The 20726-nt window shown below is 59.8% G+C and carries 17 protein-coding genes; all 17 read left to right on the forward strand.

The genetic code is table 11. From position 1 onward, the window contains the following. Positions 1–43: 43 nt before the first annotated feature. On the forward strand, positions 44–787 hold the full coding sequence (gene pyrH / locus R1A29_RS05090) for a UMP kinase (protein ID WP_011332683.1): 744 nt from the start codon (positions 44–46) through the stop codon (positions 785–787). Beyond that, on the forward strand, positions 784–1341 hold the full coding sequence (frr, locus tag R1A29_RS05095; RefSeq protein WP_085688727.1) for a ribosome recycling factor: 558 nt from the start codon (positions 784–786) through the stop codon (positions 1339–1341). The genes pyrH and frr overlap by 4 nt, the downstream gene beginning before the upstream one ends. Before the next feature lie 14 nt (positions 1342–1355). Beyond that, on the forward strand, positions 1356–2111 hold the full coding sequence (gene uppS / locus R1A29_RS05100) for a polyprenyl diphosphate synthase (RefSeq protein ID WP_438300822.1): 756 nt from the start codon (positions 1356–1358) through the stop codon (positions 2109–2111). Next, positions 2111–2917 carry a phosphatidate cytidylyltransferase gene (locus R1A29_RS05105; protein WP_085712840.1) on the forward strand — a complete coding sequence of 269 codons (807 nt, stop codon included), beginning with the start codon at positions 2111–2113 and terminating at the stop codon, positions 2915–2917. The genes uppS and R1A29_RS05105 overlap by 1 nt, the downstream gene beginning before the upstream one ends. Continuing rightward, positions 2914–4104 carry a 1-deoxy-D-xylulose-5-phosphate reductoisomerase gene (gene ispC, locus R1A29_RS05110; protein WP_438300823.1) on the forward strand — a complete coding sequence of 397 codons (1191 nt, stop codon included), beginning with the start codon at positions 2914–2916 and terminating at the stop codon, positions 4102–4104. The genes R1A29_RS05105 and ispC overlap by 4 nt, the downstream gene beginning before the upstream one ends. Positions 4105–4157: 53 nt before the next feature. Further along, complete coding sequence (gene rseP, locus R1A29_RS05115) at positions 4158–5510, forward strand: sigma E protease regulator RseP (RefSeq protein WP_438300824.1); 1353 nt, start codon at positions 4158–4160, stop codon at positions 5508–5510. 74 nt (positions 5511–5584) lie between these two features. Then, on the forward strand, positions 5585–7960 hold the full coding sequence (gene bamA / locus R1A29_RS05120; protein ID WP_438300825.1) for an outer membrane protein assembly factor BamA: 2376 nt from the start codon (positions 5585–5587) through the stop codon (positions 7958–7960). A gap of 45 nt (positions 7961–8005) precedes the next feature. Continuing rightward, complete coding sequence (locus tag R1A29_RS05125) at positions 8006–8509, forward strand: OmpH family outer membrane protein (protein ID WP_003222140.1); 504 nt, start codon at positions 8006–8008, stop codon at positions 8507–8509. A gap of 3 nt (positions 8510–8512) precedes the next feature. Then, the gene (gene lpxD, locus R1A29_RS05130; protein ID WP_438300826.1) at positions 8513–9568 is read left to right on the forward strand and encodes a UDP-3-O-(3-hydroxymyristoyl)glucosamine N-acyltransferase; all 1056 of its coding nucleotides are present in this window, start codon (positions 8513–8515) and stop codon (positions 9566–9568) included. Between the two features lie 105 nt (positions 9569–9673). After that, on the forward strand, positions 9674–10114 hold the full coding sequence (gene fabZ, locus R1A29_RS05135) for a 3-hydroxyacyl-ACP dehydratase FabZ (RefSeq protein ID WP_003222142.1): 441 nt from the start codon (positions 9674–9676) through the stop codon (positions 10112–10114). Continuing rightward, positions 10111–10887 carry an acyl-ACP--UDP-N-acetylglucosamine O-acyltransferase gene (gene lpxA, locus R1A29_RS05140; protein WP_085712845.1) on the forward strand — a complete coding sequence of 259 codons (777 nt, stop codon included), beginning with the start codon at positions 10111–10113 and terminating at the stop codon, positions 10885–10887. Before fabZ ends, lpxA begins: the two co-directional genes overlap by 4 nt. 2 nt (positions 10888–10889) lie before the next feature. Continuing rightward, entirely contained in the window at positions 10890–12020 is a 1131-nt protein-coding gene (gene lpxB / locus R1A29_RS05145) for a lipid-A-disaccharide synthase (protein ID WP_438300827.1), read from the forward strand. 11 nt (positions 12021–12031) lie between these two features. After that, entirely contained in the window at positions 12032–12658 is a 627-nt protein-coding gene (gene rnhB / locus R1A29_RS05150; protein WP_085729815.1) for a ribonuclease HII, read from the forward strand. 76 nt (positions 12659–12734) lie between these two features. Continuing rightward, positions 12735–16256, forward strand: a complete 3522-nt coding sequence (gene dnaE, locus R1A29_RS05155; RefSeq protein WP_085712848.1) for a DNA polymerase III subunit alpha — start codon at positions 12735–12737, stop codon at positions 16254–16256. Between the two features lie 140 nt (positions 16257–16396). Beyond that, positions 16397–17344 (forward strand): acetyl-CoA carboxylase carboxyltransferase subunit alpha, encoded by a 948-nt coding sequence (locus tag R1A29_RS05160; RefSeq protein ID WP_085712849.1) that lies wholly within the window; start codon positions 16397–16399, stop codon positions 17342–17344. A gap of 146 nt (positions 17345–17490) precedes the next feature. Then, positions 17491–18819, forward strand: a complete 1329-nt coding sequence (gene tilS, locus R1A29_RS05165; protein WP_438300828.1) for a tRNA lysidine(34) synthetase TilS — start codon at positions 17491–17493, stop codon at positions 18817–18819. A 274-nt stretch (positions 18820–19093) separates the two neighbouring features. Further along, a complete protein-coding gene (locus R1A29_RS05170) occupies positions 19094–20725 on the forward strand; it encodes a CTP synthase (protein WP_011332696.1) in 1632 nt (543 codons plus the stop codon). Position 20726 lies beyond the last annotated feature (1 nt).

Raw genomic sequence — 20726 nt, forward strand, 5'->3', positions numbered from 1 at the left:
AGCTCGCAAAGAATTTTTAAATACGCCGCAGGAGAGATTCGCAATGGCTCAGCAGGGCAGTGGTTATCAGGCTCGCTATAAACGCATTCTACTCAAGCTTAGCGGCGAGGCCCTGATGGGCTCGGAAGAGTTCGGGATCGATCCGAAAGTGCTGGATCGCATGGCGCTGGAAGTCGGCCAACTGGTCGGCATCGGCGTTCAGGTCGGTCTGGTGATCGGCGGCGGCAACCTGTTCCGCGGTGAAGCGCTGAGCAAGGCCGGCATGGATCGGGTCACCGGCGACCACATGGGCATGCTGGCCACTGTGATGAACGCCCTGGCCATGCGCGATGCGCTGGAACGTGCCAATATCTCGGCCATCGTGATGTCGGCCATTTCCATGGTCGGTGTGACCGATCACTATGATCGTCGCAAGGCCATGCGCCACCTGAACTCCAAGGACGTGGTGATTTTCGCGGCCGGTACCGGCAATCCGTTCTTTACCACGGATTCGGCAGCCTGCCTGCGTGCCATCGAGATCGACGCGGACGTCGTGCTCAAGGCAACCAAGGTCGATGGCGTCTACACCGCCGACCCGTTCAAAGACCCGCATGCCGAGAAGTTCGATCATCTGACTTACGATGAAGTACTGGATCGCAAGCTGGGCGTAATGGATCTGACGGCCATCTGCCTGTGCCGCGACCACAAGATGCCATTGCGCGTATTCAACATGAACAAGCCCGGCGCCCTGCTGAACATCGTACACGGCGGCGCTGAAGGAACCCTGATCGAGGAAGTTCAACAATGATCAACGAAATCAAGAAAGACGCCCAAGAGCGCATGAAGAAGTCGATCGAGTCGCTGAGTCATGCATTCGGCCAGATTCGTACCGGCAAGGCTCACCCGAGCATTCTGGGTAGCGTGATGGTGCCTTACTATGGTGCCGATACCCCTTTGAGCGGTGTCGCAAACGTTACGGTGAAAGACTCCCGGACCCTGCAGGTCGTGCCGTTCGAGCGCAACATGCTCACGGCGGTCGACAAGGCGATCATGAACGCCGGTCTGAACCTTAATCCGACCAACCTGGGCGAGCTGCTGCTGGTTTCCATGCCGGCGCTGACCGAAGAAACCCGTAAGGGCTTCACCAAGCAAGCGCGTGCAGCGGCTGAAGATGCTCGCGTTGCCGTGCGCAACATTCGTCGCGATGCACTGGGTGACCTGAAGAAGCTGGTCAAGGACAAGGAAATCAGCGAAGACGAAGAGCGCCGTGCGGCGGCTGATATCCAGAAGCTGACCGACAAGGCTGAAGCTGATATCGACGCGGCTACCAAGGAAAAAGAAGCGGATCTGATGGCCGTATAAGGGTCGAGCTTTAAATGGAAAAGACCAAGCAGACTGCGCCGTCCGCGGTGCCGCGCCATGTCGCGATCATCATGGATGGCAACAATCGCTGGGCGAAAAAACGCTTTATGCCGGGTGTCGCCGGGCATAAAGCGGGTGTAGATGCTGTGCGGGCGGTGATCGAGGTGTGTGCCGAGGCCGGTGTCGAGGTACTGACGCTGTTTGCCTTTTCCAGTGAGAACTGGCAGCGCCCGGCCGATGAAGTCAGTGCCCTGATGGATCTGTTCTTCAAGGCGCTGCGTCGTGAGGCCAGGCGCCTCAACGACAACAACATCAGCCTGCGCATCATTGGCGACCGTTCGCGTTTCCATCCCGAACTTCAGGCTGCCATGCGCGAAGCGGAAGCCATGACCGCGGGAAGCAATCGCTTCATCCTGCAAATTGCCGCCAACTACGGCGGTCAGTGGGATATTGCGCAGGCTGCGCAACGTCTGGCGCGTGAGGTTCAGGCCGGGCATCTGCGCCCGGAGGACATTACGCCCGATCTGCTGCAGGCTTGTCTTGCGACCGGCGATCTGCCATTGCCGGACCTGTGCATCCGTACGGGCGGCGAGCACCGCATCAGCAACTTCCTGCTGTGGCAACTGGCCTATGCCGAGTTGTACTTCTCCGACCTGTTCTGGCCGGACTTCAAACACGATGCCATGCGAAATGCACTGGCCGATTTCGCTTCGCGTCAGCGTCGCTTCGGTAAAACGAGCGAGCAGATCGAAGCTGGAGCCCGGGTTTAATGCTTAAACAACGAATCATCACTGCGCTGATCCTGCTGCCGATCGCCCTGGGCGGGTTTTTCCTGCTCGAGGGTTCCGGTTTTGCGCTGTTCATCGGTCTGGTGGTCAGTCTGGGTGCCTGGGAATGGGCGCGCCTGGCCGGTTTCACCGCGCAATCGTTTCGCGTTGGTTATGCGGCAGTCGTCGCGCTGATGCTGTTCGTCATGTATATCCTGCCGGGGCTGGCGCCGTGGGTGCTCGGTGCTTCGGTGATCTGGTGGGCGGTAGCGACCTGGCTGGTGCTGACCTATCCGCGCTCCAGCGAGCGCTGGGCCAGTGCCGCCAGCAAACTGGTGATTGGTTTGCTGATTCTCCTGCCGGCCTGGCAAGGGCTGGTTCAGATCAAGCAATACCCGCTGGGCAACTGGTTGATCATGGCGGTGATGGTGCTGGTCTGGGGGGCCGATATCGGTGCCTATTTTTCCGGTCGTGCGTTCGGCAAGCGCAAGCTGGCCCCGCAGGTCAGTCCGGGCAAGAGCTGGGAAGGCGTGTATGGCGGTCTGGCGCTGAGCCTCGTTATCACCACGCTGGTTGCTCTGTTTCGTGACTGGACAGTGGCGCAATTGTTCAAAGGCCTGATTGGCGCTGCGCTGATCGTGTTCATCTCGGTGGTGGGTGATCTGACTGAAAGCATGTTCAAGCGTCAGTCCGGCATCAAGGACAGCAGCAATTTGCTGCCGGGGCACGGCGGCATACTGGATCGGATTGACAGCCTGACGGCTGCGATCCCGGTATTCGCTGTGCTGCTGTGGATGGCTGCACCGTGAGCCGCCCGCAACAGATCACTGTTCTGGGGGCAACCGGCTCGATCGGTCTGAGCACCCTGGATGTCATCGCTCGTCACCCTGAGCGTTATCAGGTGTTTGCCCTTAGTGGTTTTACCCGCCTGAGCGAGCTGTTTGCCTTGTGCGTACGTCATGTGCCGCAGTTCGCTGTGGTGCCAGAGGTCGCAGCAGCCCGTGGCTTGCAAGACGACTTGCGTGCCGCTGGCCTGTCGACTCGGGTGCTGGTAGGTGAAGAAGGCTTGTGTCAAATCGCGTCTGCCCCCGAAGTGGATGCCGTGATGGCCGCCATTGTCGGCGCTGCCGGTCTGCGACCGACCCTTGCAGCTGTCGAGGCCGGCAAGAAAATTCTCCTGGCCAACAAGGAAGCGCTGGTGATGTCCGGCGCCTTGTTCATGGAGGCTGTGCGCAAGAGCGGTTCGGTCTTGCTGCCAATCGACAGTGAACACAATGCAATTTTTCAGTGCATGCCTCAGGATTTTTCCCGTGGTCTGAGCTCGGTCGGTGTGCGTCGGATTCTTCTGACGGCTTCCGGTGGTCCGTTCCGGCAGACACCGATGGCCGAACTGGCGCATGTTTCACCTGATCAGGCCTGTGCGCATCCGAACTGGTCCATGGGGCGCAAGATCTCGGTGGATTCGGCCAGCATGATGAACAAGGGGCTCGAGCTGATTGAAGCCTGCTGGCTGTTCGATGCCCGACCGTCGCAAGTCGAGGTGGTCATCCATCCGCAGAGCGTGATTCATTCTCTGGTCGACTATGTGGATGGCTCGGTGCTGGCGCAGTTGGGCAATCCCGACATGCGTACCCCGATCGCCAATGCTTTGGCCTGGCCCGAGCGCATTGATTCGGGTGTGTCGCCACTGGACCTGTTTGCCATTGCCCGTCTGGACTTCGAGGCGCCCGACGAAGAGCGCTTCCCGTGCCTGCGCCTGGCACGCCAGGCGGCCGAGGCTGGCAACAGTGCACCTGCCATGCTCAATGCCGCGAATGAAGTTGCGGTGGCGGCGTTTCTCGACGGGCGGGTTCGCTACCTCGAAATCGCGAGTATCATCGAGGAAGTGTTGAATCTCGAGCCGGTGGTTGCGCTGAATGATCTCGATGCGGTGTTCACGGCGGACGCGGCAGCACGTACGCTCGCCGGGCAATGGCTGACTCGTCAAGGTCGATAGACTCTGTGGTACAAGGCTTCACGCGGCATAGAACAGGATTGCGGAGAAAGTAGATGAGCGCGCTCTATATGATTGCCGGCACCCTGATCGCCCTGGGTGTGCTGGTCACCTTTCACGAATTCGGCCACTTCTGGGTCGCGCGTCGCTGTGGCGTCAAGGTTCTGCGCTTTTCCGTGGGCTTCGGCATGCCGTTGCTGCGCTGGCATGACAAGCAGGGGACCGAGTTCGTCGTCGCCGCCATTCCGTTGGGTGGCTACGTCAAGATGCTCGATGAGCGTGAAGGTGAAGTGCCCGCTGATCAGCTTCATTTGTCTTTCAATCGCAAGTCCGTTCGCCAGCGTATTGCTATCGTGGCTGCTGGTCCGGTTGCCAACTTTCTGCTGGCCATGGTGTTCTTCTGGGTGCTGGCCATGCTCGGCAGTGAGCAGGTGCGTCCGGTCATCGGTGCTGTCGAGTCCGGCAGTATTGCTGCGAAAGCCGGTCTGAATGCAGGTCAGGAAATCGTCGCCATCGACGGTGAGCCGACTTCGGGCTGGGCGGCGGTCAACCTGCAACTGGTGCGTCGCCTGGGGGAAAGCGGTTCCCTGCAGGTGCTGGTGCGTGAGCAGGGCTCTACGGCCGACTCGCCGCGTGAGCTTGCACTGGATCACTGGCTCAAGGGTGCCGACGAGCCGGATCCGATTCGCTCTCTGGGTATCCGTCCATGGCGTCCTGCGTTGCCGCCGATTCTCGCTGAGCTCGATCCGAAAGGCCCTGCCCAGGCAGCCGGGTTGAAGGCCGGTGACCGTCTGCTGGCGCTGGACGGCAAGGCGCTGGATGACTGGCAACAAGTGGTCGACACCGTTCGTACGCGTCCTGATACCAAAATCATGCTGCACGTCGAGCGCGACGGTGCTCAAATCGACGTCCCGGTGACGCTGGCGGCGCGCGGCGAGAGAAAGTCGCCCAGCGGTTATCTGGGGGCGGGAGTGAAGGCCGTCGACTGGCCGCCGGAGATGATTCGTGAGGTCAGCTACGGTCCTCTGGCCGCGATTGGCGAGGGCGCCCGTCGTACCTGGACCATGAGCGTCCTGACGCTGGATTCACTGAAGAAAATGCTGTTCGGCGAGCTCTCGGTAAAAAACTTGAGTGGACCGATAACCATTGCTAAAGTGGCGGGCGCTTCTGCCCAGTCGGGCGTTGCTGATTTCCTGAATTTCCTTGCTTATCTGAGTATTAGCCTGGGGGTTCTGAATTTGCTGCCCATTCCTGTACTGGATGGGGGGCATTTGTTGTTTTATCTGATCGAGTGGGCGCGTGGTCGTCCCTTGTCGGATCGGGTGCAAGGTTGGGGGATACAGATCGGTATCAGTTTGGTGGTCGGGGTGATGTTGCTTGCTCTGGTCAACGACCTGGGTCGTCTGTAACGCTTCGCTGAATTGCGAATCTGCCGCATTTTGCGGCAGTTTGTTTATTGCCAGTTGGAATAAGAAAGGACTTCATGAAACGTCTGCTGCTAACTGCGGTTCTCACCGTATTGATGATCGCCGAAGTTCACGCCGAGTCCTTCACTATCTCTGATATTCGCGTCAATGGCCTCCAGCGGGTCTCCGCGGGTAGCGTATTTGGTGCCTTGCCGTTGAACGTCGGCGAGCAGGCGGATGATCGTCGCCTGGTGGAATCCACTCGTGCGTTGTTCAAAACCGGTTTCTTTCAAGATATCCAGCTGGGCCGCGAAGGCAACGTTCTGGTGATCACGGTCGTCGAACGTCCATCGGTCGCGAGCATCGAGATCGAAGGCAACAAGGCGATCTCCACCGAAGACCTGATGAAGGGCCTCAAGCAGTCCGGTCTGGCCGAGGGCGAAATCTTCCAGCGCGCGACCCTCGAGGGCGTGCGTAACGAACTGCAACGCCAGTACGTCGCGCAGGGTCGTTACTCGGCTACCGTCGATACCGAAGTGGTATCGCAGCCGCGTAACCGTGTCGGCCTGAAAGTGAAGATCAACGAAGGTACCGTCGCCGCCATTCAGCACATCAACGTGGTGGGCAACACGGTTTTCCCTGAAGAAGATCTGGTCGACCTGTTCGAGCTGAAGACCACCAACTGGCTGTCGTTCTTCAAGAACGATGACAAGTACGCTCGTGAAAAGCTTTCCGGTGACCTGGAGCGTCTGCGTTCCTACTATCTGGACCGTGGCTATATCAATATGGATATCGCTTCGACCCAGGTGTCCATCACTCCGGACAAGAAACATGTCTATATCACCGTCAACGTCAACGAAGGCGAAAAATACACGGTTCGTGACGTCAAGCTCAGCGGTGACCTGAAAGTCCCTGAAGATCAGATCAAGTCCCTGCTGCTGGTGCAAAAGGGTCAGGTGTTCTCGCGCAAGCTGATGACCACCACTTCCGAGCTGATCACCCGTCGTCTGGGTAACGAGGGCTACACCTTCGCGAACGTCAACGGTGTTCCTCAGCCGCACGACGATGACCACACTGTGGACATCCTGTTTGCGGTCGATCCGGGCAAGCGTGCCTACGTCAACCGTATCAACTTCCGTGGCAACACCAAGTCCGAGGACGAAGTGCTGCGTCGTGAAATGCGCCAGATGGAAGGTGGCTGGGCTTCGACCTACCTGATCGACCAGTCCAAGACCCGTCTTGAGCGCCTGGGCTTCTTCAAGGAAGTCAACGTCGAGACCCCGGCTGTTCCAGGTGTCGACGACCAGGTTGACGTGAACTATGCGGTTGAGGAGCAGGCTTCCGGTTCGATCACCGCCAGCGTAGGTTTTGCCCAGAGCGCCGGTCTGATCCTCGGTGGTTCGATCACCCAGAACAACTTCCTGGGTACCGGTAACCGCGTCAGCGTCGGCCTGACCCGCAGTGAATACCAGAGCCGTTACAACTTCGGCTACGTTGACCCCTACTGGACCGCCGATGGCGTGAGCCTGGGTTACAACGCCTTCTATCGCACCACCGACTACAAAGACCTCGACGTCGACGTAGCCAGCTATGCGGTAGACAGCCTGGGTGCCGGTGTGAACGTTGGTTATCCGATCAGCGAGACTTCGCGTCTGACCTTCGGTCTGTCGGCTCAGCAGGACAAGATCAAGACCGGTACCTACACCGTTGACGAAATCTTCGACTTCGTTAGAAAGGAAGGTGATCAGTACCTGAACTTCAAGGCTTCGGCCGGCTGGTCCGAGTCCACTCTGAACAAAGGTGTGCTGCCAACTCGTGGCCGTTCGCAGAGTCTGACCCTGGAAACGACGATTCCTGGCAGTGACCTGTCGTTCTACAAACTTGATTACCGTGGTCAGCTGTTCCAGCCACTCACCGAAAACTACACCCTGCGCCTGCACACCGAACTGGGTTATGGCGACGGTTACGGTTCGACCGACGGCTTGCCGTTCTATGAAAACTACTATGCTGGTGGTTTCAACTCGGTACGTGGTTTCAAAGACAGTACTCTTGGTCCGCGCAGTACGCCTAGCAAGGGCAAAAACCCGGGCACTTTGCCTGACCCGGACCAGGATCCGCTGCCGTTCGGTGGTAACGTCCTGATTCAGGGCGGTGTCGAAGTTCTGTTCCCGCTGCCTTTCGTCAAGGATCAGCGTTCCCTGCGCACCTCCGTGTTCTGGGATGTTGGTAACGTGTTTGACTCCAAGTGCAAGGACTCTGTGAATGCTGACGGTTCGAAGTCCAGCACCCAGTGCAACGACATCAGCCTGAGCAACATGGCCAGTTCCGTCGGTGTTGGCGTGACCTGGGTTACCGCACTGGGACCTTTGAGCTTCGCGTTGGCCACACCGATCAAGAAACCGGATAACGCTGAAACTCAGGTGTTCCAATTCTCCCTCGGCCAGACGTTCTAAGCGTCTGACCCAAGATAACGACAATGGATTTTGTAGGAGTACATCGTGCGTAAGTTGACTCAATTGGTTCTCCTGGCCTCCGTACTGGTGGCAGGTCCGGCGTTTGCCGACATGAAAATCGCTGTTCTGAACTATCAGATGGCTCTGCTGGAGTCCGATGCGGCCAAGAAGTACGCCGTGGATGCCGAGAAGAAGTTCGGTCCTCAACTGACCAAACTGAAGACGCTGGAAAGCAGCGCCAAGGGAATCCAGGACCGTCTGATGGCTGGCGGCGACAAGATGCAACAGGGCGAGCGTGAGCGTCTGGAGCTGGAATTCAAGCAAAAGGCCCGTGACTTCCAGTTCCAATCCAAGGAACTGAACGAAGCCAAGGCTGTTGCTGACCGTGAAATGCTCAAGCAGCTCAAGCCGAAACTGGATAGCGCAGTGGAAGAAGTCATCAAGAAAGGTGGTTTTGACCTGGTGTTCGAGCGTGGCGCAGTGATCGATGTCAAACCTCAGTACGACATCACGCGCCAGGTTATCGAGCGCATGAATCAGCTGAAGTAACCCATGACCGTGACTATCAAACTCGGCCAGTTGGCCGAGTTCCTCGGTGCCACCCTGAGTGGCGATCCCGAGCAGCAAATTACTGGGCTAGCCACCTTGCAGGAGGCTGGCCCAGCTCAGTTGAGCTTTCTGGCAAACCCCCAATACCGCAAATACCTGGCCGGCTCCCAAGCCGCAGCGCTGTTGCTCAAGGCTGCGGACGCCGAAGGTTATGCCGGGAATGCACTGGTGGTGCCGGATCCTTATCTGGCTTATGCCCGCATCTCCCACCTGTTCGATCCGAAACCGAAATCCGCTGCCGGTATCCACCCGAGTGCGGTGATCGCGCCGGACGCCGTCGTTGATCCGACTGCCAGCATCGGCCCCTTTGTGGTGATCGAGGCGGGTGCACGGATCGGGGCCGGTGTAACCCTCGGTGCGCATTGCGTTGTCGGTGCTCGCAGTGAAATCGGCGAGGGCGGCTGGCTGGCTCCGCGGGTGACGCTGTATCACGATGTGCGTATCGGCAAGCGGGTGGTGATTCAGTCCGGTGCAGTGCTTGGTGGCGAAGGCTTCGGCTTTGCCAACGAGAAAGGCATCTGGCAGAAAATCGCTCAGATCGGTGGCGTGACCATCGGCGACGATGTGGAGATCGGCGTGAACACCGCCATCGACCGCGGTGCGTTGGCCGACACCGTGATCGGCAATGGTGTGAAGCTCGACAACCAGATTCAGATCGCCCACAACGTACAGGTCGGTGATCACACCGCCATGGCCGCGTGCGTCGGGATTTCCGGCAGCACCAAGATCGGCAAGCACTGCATGCTCGCCGGCGGTGTCGGCCTGGTAGGACACATCGATATTTGCGACAACGTATTCCTGACCGGGATGACCATGGTGACTCACTCGATTACCGAGCCGGGTGCCTACTCTTCCGGTACAGCCATGCAGCCGGCTGCCGAATGGCGTAAAAGCGCGGCGCGCATCCGTCAGCTCGATGACCTCGCGCGGCGTTTGAAACAGCTTGAAAAGCGCGCAGGGGAAGTGACCCCTGGCGGCAATGCTTCATCTGAAGGCTGATACCATTTCCATATCAAGTGTGCACAGCCTCTGGACTGCCTCCTTGATTTGCTAGAGGAGTGCGCGTCAGTCGCGCTCCCAATCTTTACATAGGCTTCCCCCGAAATGATGGACATCAACGAGATTCGCGAATACCTGCCTCACCGTTACCCGTTCCTGCTGGTGGACCGGGTAGTGGAGCTGGATACGGAAGGCAAGCGCATTCGCGCCTACAAGAATGTCAGCATCAACGAACCGTTCTTCAATGGTCACTTCCCGGCCCACCCGATCATGCCGGGCGTGCTGATTATCGAAGCAATGGCTCAGGCTGCCGGGATCCTCGGTTTCAAGATGCTCGATGTGAAACCGGCCGATGGCACCCTCTACTATTTCGTCGGTTCCGACAAACTGCGTTTCCGTCAGCCGGTGCTGCCGGGTGACCAGTTGATCCTCGAAGCCAAGTTCATCAGCTGCAAGCGTCAGATCTGGAAGTTCGAATGCCAGGCTTCGGTCGATGGCAAGCCGGTCTGCTCCGCTGAAATCATCTGTGCGGAACGCAAGCTATGAGTTTGATTGACCCTCGCGCAATCATCGATCCTTCGGCCGTACTGGCCGAAGGTGTCGAGGTCGGCCCGTGGTCGATCATCGGCGCAGGTGTGGAAATCGGCGAGGGAACAGTGATCGGGCCACACGTGATCCTCAAAGGTCCGACCCGAATCGGCAAGCACAATCGCATCTACCAGTTTTCCTCGGTAGGCGAAGACACGCCTGATCTGAAGTACAAGGGTGAAGAGACCCGTCTGGTGATCGGTGACCATAACGTTATCCGTGAAGGCGTGACGATTCACCGTGGCACGGTTCAGGATCGTTCCGAAACCACCCTGGGTGATCACAACCTGATCATGGCTTACGCCCACATCGGTCACGACAGTGTCATCGGCAACCATTGCATCCTGGTCAACAACACGGCACTGGCCGGCCACGTGCATGTCGAGGACTGGGCGATCCTGTCCGGCTTCACGCTGGTGCATCAGTATTGCCACATCGGCGCCCACAGCTTTTCCGGCATGGGAACGGCCATTGGCAAGGACGTCCCGGCGTTCGTCACGGTGTTCGGCAACCCGGCTGAAGCGCGCAGCATGAATTTTGAAGGCATGCGTCGTCGCGGTTTCAGCGAGGATGCGATTCACGCCCTGCGTCGTGCCTACAAAACCGTTTATCGTCAGGGGCTGACTGTCGAGCAAGCGCTGGCCGAACTGGCCGAGCCTGCCGCCCAGTTCCCGGAAGTCGCGGTGTTCCGTGACTCCATCCAGTCGTCGTCTCGCGGCATCACCCGCTGATCATGGCCAATCTGCGTATTGCGCTGGTGGCGGGTGAGGCTTCCGGCGATATTTTGGGCGCCGGTCTGATGCGTGCCCTCAAGGCACAGCATCCGGCGGTCGAGTTCATCGGCGTTGGCGGTCCCCTGATGCAGTCCGAGGGCCTGAGTTCCTACTTCCCCATGGAGCGCTTGTCGGTCATGGGGTTGGTGGAGGTCCTCGGTCGGTTGCGCGAGCTGCTCAAGCGCCGCAAGGACCTGATCGCCACCCTGATCGCACAGAAGCCGGATGTGTTCATCGGCATCGATGCACCGGATTTCAACCTCAACATCGAACTCAAGCTGCGTCGGGCTGGGATCAAGACCGTGCACTACGTCAGCCCTTCGGTGTGGGCGTGGCGGCAGAAGCGGGTGCTGAAGATCCGCGAAGGCTGCGACCTGATGCTCACGCTGCTGCCGTTCGAAGCAAAGTTTTACGAAGAGAAGGGCGTGCCGGTGAGGTTCGTCGGCCATACGCTGGCCGACACCATTCCACTGCAAGCCGATCGCGCCGCTGCGCGAGCCGAGCTGGGGTTGCCTGACGGTCCGCTGGTGGCTTTGATGCCCGGTAGCCGGGGCGGCGAAGTCAGTCGTCTGGGGGCGCTTTTTCTCGATACCGCCGAACGCCTGCGAGCCCTGCGTCCGGGTTTGCGCTTCGTCATTCCATGTGCCAATCCGGAGCGTCGCGCCCAGCTTGAAGAGCTGCTGGCCGGTCGCGATTTGCCAGTGACCTTGCTCGACGGCAAGTCCCACTTGGCGCTCGCAGCGTGCAACGCGGTCCTGATCGCGTCGGGCACGGCGACCCTTGAAGCGTTGCTGTACAAGCGCCCGATGGTCGTGGCTTACCGTCTTGCGCCGCTGACGTTCTGGATCCTCAAGCGCATGGTCAAAAGCCCGTACGTCTCCCTGCCGAACCTGCTGGCCCAGCGACTGCTGGTGCCGGAATTGTTGCAGGATGATGCGACGGTCGAGGCGCTGGCCCAGACCCTGTCGCCGCTGATCGACGGCGGTGAAGAACAGACTCGCGGCTTCGATGAAATCCACCGCACCCTGCGCCTGGACGCCTCCAATCAGGCGGCTGACGCCGTTCTGAACCTGATCGGTCAAACACGATGAGCAAGTCAAGCATGCAGATGGGCCTGGATTTCACTCTGGTCGCCGAAGTCGAAGAACTGGTGGCCGGCGTTGATGAAGTCGGTCGCGGCCCTTTGTGCGGTGCGGTCGTCACGGCAGCAGTGATCCTCGATCCCAACCGGCCGATTCTTGGTCTCAACGACTCGAAGAAACTCACCGAAGCCAAGCGTGAAAAGCTCTACGACGAAATCTGCGAGAAGGCACTGAGCTGGTGCATTGCCCGTGCCGAAGTCGAAGAAATCGACGAGCTGAATATCCTGCACGCCACCATGCTTGCCATGCAGCGTGCAGTGGCGGGCCTGCATATCCAGCCGAAACTGGCGATGATCGACGGCAACCGCTGCCCGAAACTGCCGATGCGTTCCGAAGCGGTGGTCAAGGGCGATAGCAAGGTTCCGGCCATCGCCGCCGCGTCGATTCTGGCCAAGGTCAGCCGTGACCGCGAGATGGCGGCGTTCGAGTTGATCTATCCGGGTTACGGCATTGGTGGTCATAAAGGCTATCCGACGCCCGTTCATCTGGAAGCGCTGGTCCGCCTCGGGCCGACGCCGATTCACCGACGTTCGTTTGCCCCGGTGCGGCAGGCTTACGAGGCGCTTGAAGGTCTCACGCCGGTTTAGCGGCGAGGCTGATGTTTTATTCGGGGCCCGGTACAATCCGGGCCTTGTTGTCTCTATGTAACTGGACAGGATCACTATGCCGGCTTCATTCGTTCATCTACGCCTGCACACTGAATACTCCCTGGTCGACGGGCTGGTGCGGATCAAGCCGCTGGTCAAGGCCCTGACCGGCATGGGCATGCCGGCCGTTGCGGTTACCGACCAGAACAACATGTGTTCGCTGGTCAAATTCTATAAAAACACCATGGGCGCGGGGATCAAGCCGATCTGCGGCGCCGACCTGTGGCTGTCGAACAAGGACCCGGATGGCCCGCTGAGCCGGATCAGCCTGCTGGTCATGAACGCCCTGGGCTATCGCAACCTGACCGAGCTGATTTCCCGTGGCTTCATCGATGGTCAGCGCAACGGCATGATCATCATCGAGCGCGAGTGGGTGGCCGAGGCCAACGAAGGCCTGATCATGCTGTCCGCCGCGAAAGAAGGCGAGATCGGCATGGCCATGATCGGCGGCAACCCCGCCGAGGCCGAAGTCCTGACCCGTGAGTGGATGTCGGTATTCCCGGATCGTTTCTATCTGGAGATCCAGCGCACCAACCGCCCGAACGATGAAGAGCAACTGCACGGCGCCGTGGCCCTGGCCGAGAAGCTCGGTGCGCCGCTGGTTGCCACCAACGATGTGCGCTTCATCAAGCAGGAAGACTTCGCCGCCCACGAAACCCGCGTCTGCATCGGTGAGGGCCGGGCCCTCGACGATCCGCGCCGCTCGAAGAATTACAGCGATCAGCAGTACCTGAAAAGCGCCGAGGAAATGGCCGAGCTGTTCAGCGACTTGCCGGATGCGGTGGAAAACACCGTCGAGATCGCCAAGCGCTGCAACATCGACGTGAAACTGGGCAAGCACTTCCTGCCGGACTATCCGATTCCCGATGGCATGACCATCGACGAGTATTTCCGCAAAGTATCGTTCGATGGTCTGGACGAGCGTCTCAGCGTACTGCTGCCCAAGGACACCACCGAGGACTACGAGGCCAAGCGTCAGGTCTATGTCGACCGGCTGAATTTCGAGCTGGATATCATCATCCAGATGGGATTCCCCGGTTACTTCCTGATCGTGATGGACTTTATCCAGTGGGCCAAGAACAACGGCGTGCCGGTGGGCCCGGGCCGGGGTTCGGGTGCCGGATCGCTGGTGGCCTATGTACAGAAGATCACCGACCTCGACCCGCTGGAATATGACCTGCTGTTCGAACGTTTCCTCAACCCGGAACGGGTATCCATGCCCGACTTCGACGTCGACTTCTGCATGGACGGCCGCGACCGGGTAATCGATTACGTGGCCGAAAAGTACGGCCGCAACGCCGTTAGCCAGATCATCACCTTCGGTTCCATGGCGGCGAAGGCGGTGGTGCGGGACGTGGCGCGGGCCCAGGGCAAGTCGTTCGGTCTGGCGGATCGTCTGTCGAAGATGATTCCGTTCGAAGTCGGCATGACCCTGGAAAAAGCCTACGAGCAGGAAGAAATCCTGCGCGACTTCATCAAGGTCGATGAAGAAGCGGCAGAAATCTGGGAGATGGCGCGCAAGCTCGAAGGCGTGGTGCGTAACGTCGGTAAACACGCCGGTGGTGTGGTGATCGCGCCGACCAAACTGACCGACTTCTCGCCGATCTATTGCGACGAGGCCGGCGACGGTCTGGTGACCCAATTCGACAAGGACGACGTGGAGGCGGCCGGTCTGGTGAAGTTCGACTTCCTCGGCCTGCGGACCCTGACGATCATCGACTGGGCGCTGAAAACCATCAACCGCGACCGCGCCAAGGTCAACGAGCCGCCGCTGGATATCGCGTTCATCCCGCTGGATGACAAGCCGACCTATCAGTTGCTGCAAAAAGCTGAAACCACCGCGGTGTTCCAGCTTGAATCCCGCGGCATGAAAGAGCTGATCAAAAAGCTCAAGCCCGACTGCCTCGAAGACCTTATCGCACTGGTGGCCCTGTTCCGTCCGGGCCCGCTGCAGTCCGGCATGGTGGATGACTTCATCAACCGCAAGCACGGTCGCGCTGAACTGGCGTATCCGCACCCGGATTACCAGTACGAGGGCCTGCAGCCGGTACTGGCGCCGACCTACGGCATCATCCTGTATCAGGAACAGGTGATGCAGATCGCCCAGGTCATGGCCGGTTACACCCTCGGTGGTGCGGACATGCTGCGTCGGGCGATGGGTAAGAAAAAACCCGAGGAAATGGCCAAGCAGCGCGGCGGTTTCATTGAGGGTTGTGCGTCGAACAATATCGACGCGGACCTGGCTGGTAACATTTTCGACCTGGTAGAGAAATTCGCCGGTTACGGCTTCAACAAATCCCACTCCGCCGCCTACGGCCTGGTGTCGTACCAGACCGCCTGGCTGAAGGCTCACTACCCGGCGCCGTTCATGGCTGCGGTACTGTCGGCGGATATGCACAACACCGACAAGGTCGTGACCTTGATCGAGGAAGTGCGCACGATGAAGCTGCGCCTCGACGCGCCGGACGTGAACACTTCGGAGTTCAAGTTCACGGTGAACGACGAGGGCCGCATCGTGTACGGCCTGGGCGCGATCAAAGGCGTCGGCGAAGGCCCGGTGGAGGCGATTACCGAAGCGCGTCAGGCCGGTCCGTTCAAGGATCTGTTCGACTTCTGCGCCCGGGTCGACCTCAAGCGCATCAACAAGCGTACGCTGGACGGCCTGATCCGCAGCGGCGCGCTGGATCGTCTCGGCCCGTACTTCCATGACGAGCAAAAGGCGTATCAGGCCAACATCGACCGCAACCGCGCGGTCTTGCTGGCGGCGATGGAAGAGGCGATCAAGTCGGCCGAACAGACTGCACGCACCCGCGACAGTGGCCACGCCGACCTGTTCGGCGGGTTGTTCGTCGAAGAGGACGCAGACGTTTACGCGCTGCACCGCAAGGCCAAGGAGCTGACGCTCAAGGAGCGCCTCAAGGGTGAAAAAGACACCCTCGGCCTGTACCTGACCGGCCACCCGATCGACGAATACGAAGGCGAAATCCGTCGTTTTGCCCGCCAGCGCATCATCGACCTGAAACCGGCCCGGGACACCCAGACCGTGGCGGGGATGATCATTGCCCTGCGGGTGATGAAGAACAAAAAAGGCGACAAGATGGGTTTCATCACCCTCGACGACCGCTCCGGACGGATCGAGGCGTCGCTGTTTGCCGATGCGTTCCACTCCGCGCAATCGCTGTTGCAGACCGATGCGATGGTGGTGGTCGAAGGCGAGGTCAGCAACGATGACTTCTCTGGCGGCCTGCGCCTGCGGGTCAAGCGGGTGATGAGCATGGAAGATGCGCGCACCAACCTGGCCGAGAGTCTGCGCCTTAAACTGCAGACCCAGGACCTGAAAGGCGATCAGCTACGCTGGTTGGGGGATTTGCTCAAGCGTCATCGCGGGGCGTGCCCGATCACCATGGAATACACCAGCCCGGATGCGAAGACCTTGCTGCAGTTTGGCGAGACCTGGCGGATCGACCCGGCGGATGCCTTGATTCAAGCCCTGCGTGACCAGTTCGGGCGAGACAACGTCTTCCTCCAATACCGTTGACCGGCAGGTGAGACCGAACCGCCTGCCCACAACCTGAATTTTTAATCTCGACCTCAGCGCGCCTCTCCCTTAAGGTAGGGCGCGAATAGACAACCGGCCGGCCCCAAGCTCACTTGGGACACGACCCAAGACGGACGCCTATGAACCCGAATTTCCTGGATTTCGAACAGCCGATCGCCGACCTGCAAGCCAAGATCGAAGAGTTGCGCTTGGTCGGTAATGACAATTCGCTGAATATCGGCGATGAGATCTCCCGCCTGCAGGACAAGAGCAAGACGCTCACCGAAGACATCTTCGGCAAGCTGACCAGCTGGCAGATCGCACGTCTGGCACGTCACCCGAAACGTCCATACACCCTGGACTACATCGAGCACATCTTCACCGAGTTCGACGAACTGCACGGTGACCGTCACTTCTCCGACGACGCGGCCATTGTGGGCGGCGTGGCACGTCTGGAAGACCAGCCAGTGATGGTGATCGGTCACCAGAAGGGCCGTGAAGTGCGTGAAAAGGTACGCCGCAACTTCGGCATGCCGCGTCCGGAAGGCTACCGCAAGGCTTGCCGCCTGATGGAAATGGCCGAGCGTTTCAAGATGCCGATCCTGACTTTCATCGACACTCCGGGCGCCTACCCTGGCATCGACGCCGAAGAGCGCAACCAGAGCGAAGCGATCGCCTGGAACCTGCGCGTCATGGCTCGTTTGAAAACCCCGATCATCGCCACCGTGATCGGTGAAGGTGGTTCCGGCGGCGCACTGGCGATCGGTGTCTGCGATCAGCTGAACATGCTGCAGTACTCGACCTACGCGGTGATCTCGCCGGAAGGTTGCGCTTCGATTCTGTGGAAAACCGCAGAAAAGGCGCCGGATGCCGCTGAAGCGATGGGCATCACCGCCGAGCGTCTGAAAGGCCTGGGCATCGTCGACAAAGTGATCGGCGAGCCTCTGGGCGGCGCCCACCGCGATCCGGCGGCTGCAGCTGCCTCGATCCGTGCCGAGCTGAGCTCGCAACTGGCGATGCTGAAGAAGCTCGACAACGAAGCGCTGCTCAAGCGTCGTTACGATCGTCTGATGAGCTACGGTCTCTAAGACGAGCCGTTTCGGCCAGCGATGCAAAACACTGTGGGAGCGGGCTTGCCCGCGAATGCGATGTAACATTCAACGACTGTGTTGGCTGTTTCACCGCTTTCGCGAGCAAGCCCGCTCCCACATTTGGTTTGTGAAAAGGTAGAAAAATGGGTCAGCCCTCGATTGATTTGCCTTCCAGGCTTTTGCGTAATCTCAAGCCCTGGCTCGGTGCGGCCCATTGGCGTATCGCTTTCTCGGGCGGCCTCGACTCCACCGTCCTGCTGCACCTTCTGGCAACGCTCGCCAAATCCGAATCCCTTCCAGCGCTAAGCGCCATCCATGTCCATCACGGCCTTCAAGCCGCGGCCGACGCGTGGCCGGCGCATTGCCAGGCTGTCTGTGACGCCTTGGGCATTCCATTACAGATTGTTCACGTGACCGTGCAAGGGGGCGCCAGCCTTGAGCGTGCGGCGCGGGATGCGCGTTACGCTGCATTCACTTCGGCGACTCGGATCAATGATGTCTTGATAACGGGCCAGCACCGCGACGATCAGGCAGAAACCCTGTTGTTCCGGTTGCTGCGAGGCGCCGGGGTGCGCGGTCTGTCCGGCATGCCGGCGCAACGAGCGGTGGGGCAGGGCAGTCTGGTTCGACCGTTGCTCGACATCACGCGTGCCGAACTGGAAGCCTATGCGCGGGATCATGATCTGCGTTGGGTGGAGGATCCGTCGAATCAGGATCGACAGTTCTCGCGCAACTATCTGCGCCATCAGGTCATGCCGTTGCTGACCGGTCGCTGGCCGCAGGCTCACGCTAGCATGGCCCGCAGTGCGGCGCATTTACGGGAGGCGCAAGGTTTGCTCGATGAGCTGGCGCAGATCGATCTGGCTCAAGCGAGCTTGCCCGGTGAGTTCGGGTGGTCGGGATTGCCATCACTGGAGTTTGGGGCCATCGCCGGGTTGTCCGATGCGCGCCAGCGCAATGCGCTCAGTCACTGGCTTGAACCGCTCACCCGACTGCCGGATACCGACCATTGGTCGGGTTGGATCGATCTGCGCGATGCCGGTAACGATGCCGCTCCGGTCTGGCGTCTGGCAGATGGCGAGTTGCACCGCAGCGCCGGTCGCCTGTGGTGGCTCAGCGGCCACTGGCTGCGCACGCCGGTGGTCAGTGGCGACTGGCACGAGACGTCGCTGGCGCTACGCTTGCCCGATAACGGGCGTGTCATGTTCAGCGGTCAGACTCCCGCAGGGCCGCTGCAGATCCGCTATCGGCAGGGCGGCGAGGTGATGCATCTGGCGGATCGCGGACATCGCGATCTCAAGCGCCTGCTCAATGAGCGCGCGGTGCCGGGCTTCGTGCGTGGCAGATTGCCGCTGCTGTTTCGCGGTGAAGAATTGCTCGCCGTGGCGAACCTGCCGGGGCTCGACAGCAATCCACCGGAAGGCTGGCGATTGCATTGGCAGCCTTCTGACGAAGATCAAGGTTTGAGATGAAGGGGGCATTCCGGTAGACTACGCTCCCTTCTTGATACAACTTCTGTGGATTCGCCTGAATTGCAGGAGTTGCCGATTACCAAGCAGTCTTTGCTGGGCGATTCCAAAAAATGTGTAGCGAGCAACGTACCGGTGTTTTCACTTCCGGTCTGTCCCAACGCGGCGGTTTTTTTGAAAGGTGCACTGTGATTAATGCAGGTGATCGGGGGCTTCGGCCTTCCTTCGCTTTCCCCGGCGGCTCGGACCGCTTTAACGCAGACTTCTAGGGTTTTTCATGACGCGCTACATATTCGTCACGGGCGGTGTTGTTTCTTCTTTGGGGAAAGGCATTGCATCGGCTTCATTGGCGGCCATCCTGGAGGCGCGGGGGCTTAAGGTCACCATGCTGAAGCTGGATCCGTACATCAACGTCGACCCGGGCACCATGAGCCCGTTCCAGCACGGTGAAGTGTTCGTCACCCACGACGGCGCCGAGACCGACCTGGACCTGGGCCACTACGAGCGGTTCATCCGCACGACCATGACCCAGAACAACAACTTCACCACCGGCCGTGTCTACGAGCACGTGCTGCGCAAAGAACGCCGTGGTGACTACCTGGGTGCAACCATCCAGGTGATTCCGCACATCACCGACGAAATCAAGCGCCGCATCATCAAGGGTGCCGGCGATGCTGACGTGGCCCTGGTGGAAATCGGCGGTACCGTTGGCGACATCGAATCGCAACCGTTCCTCGAAGCCATCCGCCAACTGCGTGTGGAAGTCGGTTCCAAGCGCGCGATGCTGATGCACCTGACCCTGGTTCCGTACATCGCCACCGCTGGCGAGACCAAGACCAAGCCGACCCAGCACTCCGTAAAAGAGCTGCGTTCGATCGGTCTGCAGCCAGACGTGCTGATCTGCCGCTCCGACCATCCGGTGGACGTCTCGTCGCGTCGCAAGATCGCGCTGTTCACCAACGTTGAAGAGCGTGCGGTGATCTCCCTGGAAGACGTCGACACCATCTACAAGATCCCGGCCGTGCTGCACGCCCAGGGTCTGGACGATTTCGTCGTCGAGCGTTTCGGCCTGCAATGCAATGGCGCCGACCTTTCCGAGTGGGAAAAGGTCGTCGATGCCAAGCTGAACCCTGAGCACGAAGTCACCATCGCGATGGTCGGCAAGTACATGGAACTGCTGGACGCCTACAAGTCGCTGATCGAAGCGATGAGTCACGCCGGCATCACCAACCGCACCAAGGTCAACCTGCGCTACATCGATTCCGAAGACATCGAGAACCAGGGCACCGCGCTGCTGGAAGGCGTGGACGCGATCCTCGTACCGGGTGGCTTCGGTCTGCGTGGCGTGGAAGGCAAGATCACTGCCGTTCAATACGCTCGCGAAAACAAGGTTCCGTACCTGGGTATCTGCCTGGGCATGCAAGTGGCGGTCATCGAGTTCGCCCGTAACGTGCTGGGCTGGAAAGACGCCAACTCCACCGAGTTCGATCGTGCCAGCGGCCATCCGGTTGTCGGTCTGATCACCGAGTGGGAAGACGCCACCGGCGCCGTTGAAGTGCGTACCGAAGCGTCCGACCTGGGCGGCACCATGCGCCTCGGCGCACAGGAATGCCTGCTCGAAGCCGGCTCCAAGGTGCACGACTGCTACGGCAAGGATGTGATTGTCGAGCGTCACCGTCACCGTTACGAAGTGAACAACAACCTGCTGCCGCAAATCATCGAGGCCGGCCTGAAGATTTCCGGTCGTTCTTCCGATGCAGCGCTGGTTGAAGTGGTCGAAGCACCGGATCATCCATGGTTCGTCGCTTGCCAGTTCCACCCGGAATTCACCTCGACTCCGCGTGACGGTCACCCGCTGTTCAGCGGTTTCGTGAAAGCAGCGTTGGCTCAACACCAGAAGAAGGCGTAAC

The sequence above is a fragment of the Pseudomonas sp. NMS19W genome (assembly GCF_051554255.1).
GTDB lineage: Bacteria > Pseudomonadota > Gammaproteobacteria > Pseudomonadales > Pseudomonadaceae > Aquipseudomonas > Aquipseudomonas kribbensis.

Coding starts and splice junctions, on each gene's coding strand:
- pyrH (WP_011332683.1), top strand. CDS start 44: ATGGCTCAGCAGGGCAGTGGTTATCAGGCTCGCTATAAACGCATTCTA.
- frr (WP_085688727.1), top strand. CDS start 784: ATGATCAACGAAATCAAGAAAGACGCCCAAGAGCGCATGAAGAAGTCG.
- uppS (WP_438300822.1), top strand. CDS start 1,356: ATGGAAAAGACCAAGCAGACTGCGCCGTCCGCGGTGCCGCGCCATGTC.
- R1A29_RS05105 (WP_085712840.1), top strand. CDS start 2,111: ATGCTTAAACAACGAATCATCACTGCGCTGATCCTGCTGCCGATCGCC.
- rseP (WP_438300824.1), top strand. CDS start 4,158: ATGAGCGCGCTCTATATGATTGCCGGCACCCTGATCGCCCTGGGTGTG.
- bamA (WP_438300825.1), top strand. CDS start 5,585: ATGAAACGTCTGCTGCTAACTGCGGTTCTCACCGTATTGATGATCGCC.
- lpxD (WP_438300826.1), top strand. CDS start 8,513: ATGACCGTGACTATCAAACTCGGCCAGTTGGCCGAGTTCCTCGGTGCC.
- fabZ (WP_003222142.1), top strand. CDS start 9,674: ATGATGGACATCAACGAGATTCGCGAATACCTGCCTCACCGTTACCCG.
- lpxA (WP_085712845.1), top strand. CDS start 10,111: ATGAGTTTGATTGACCCTCGCGCAATCATCGATCCTTCGGCCGTACTG.
- lpxB (WP_438300827.1), top strand. CDS start 10,890: ATGGCCAATCTGCGTATTGCGCTGGTGGCGGGTGAGGCTTCCGGCGAT.
- rnhB (WP_085729815.1), top strand. CDS start 12,032: ATGCAGATGGGCCTGGATTTCACTCTGGTCGCCGAAGTCGAAGAACTG.
- dnaE (WP_085712848.1), top strand. CDS start 12,735: ATGCCGGCTTCATTCGTTCATCTACGCCTGCACACTGAATACTCCCTG.
- R1A29_RS05160 (WP_085712849.1), top strand. CDS start 16,397: ATGAACCCGAATTTCCTGGATTTCGAACAGCCGATCGCCGACCTGCAA.
- tilS (WP_438300828.1), top strand. CDS start 17,491: ATGGGTCAGCCCTCGATTGATTTGCCTTCCAGGCTTTTGCGTAATCTC.
- R1A29_RS05170 (WP_011332696.1), top strand. CDS start 19,094: ATGACGCGCTACATATTCGTCACGGGCGGTGTTGTTTCTTCTTTGGGG.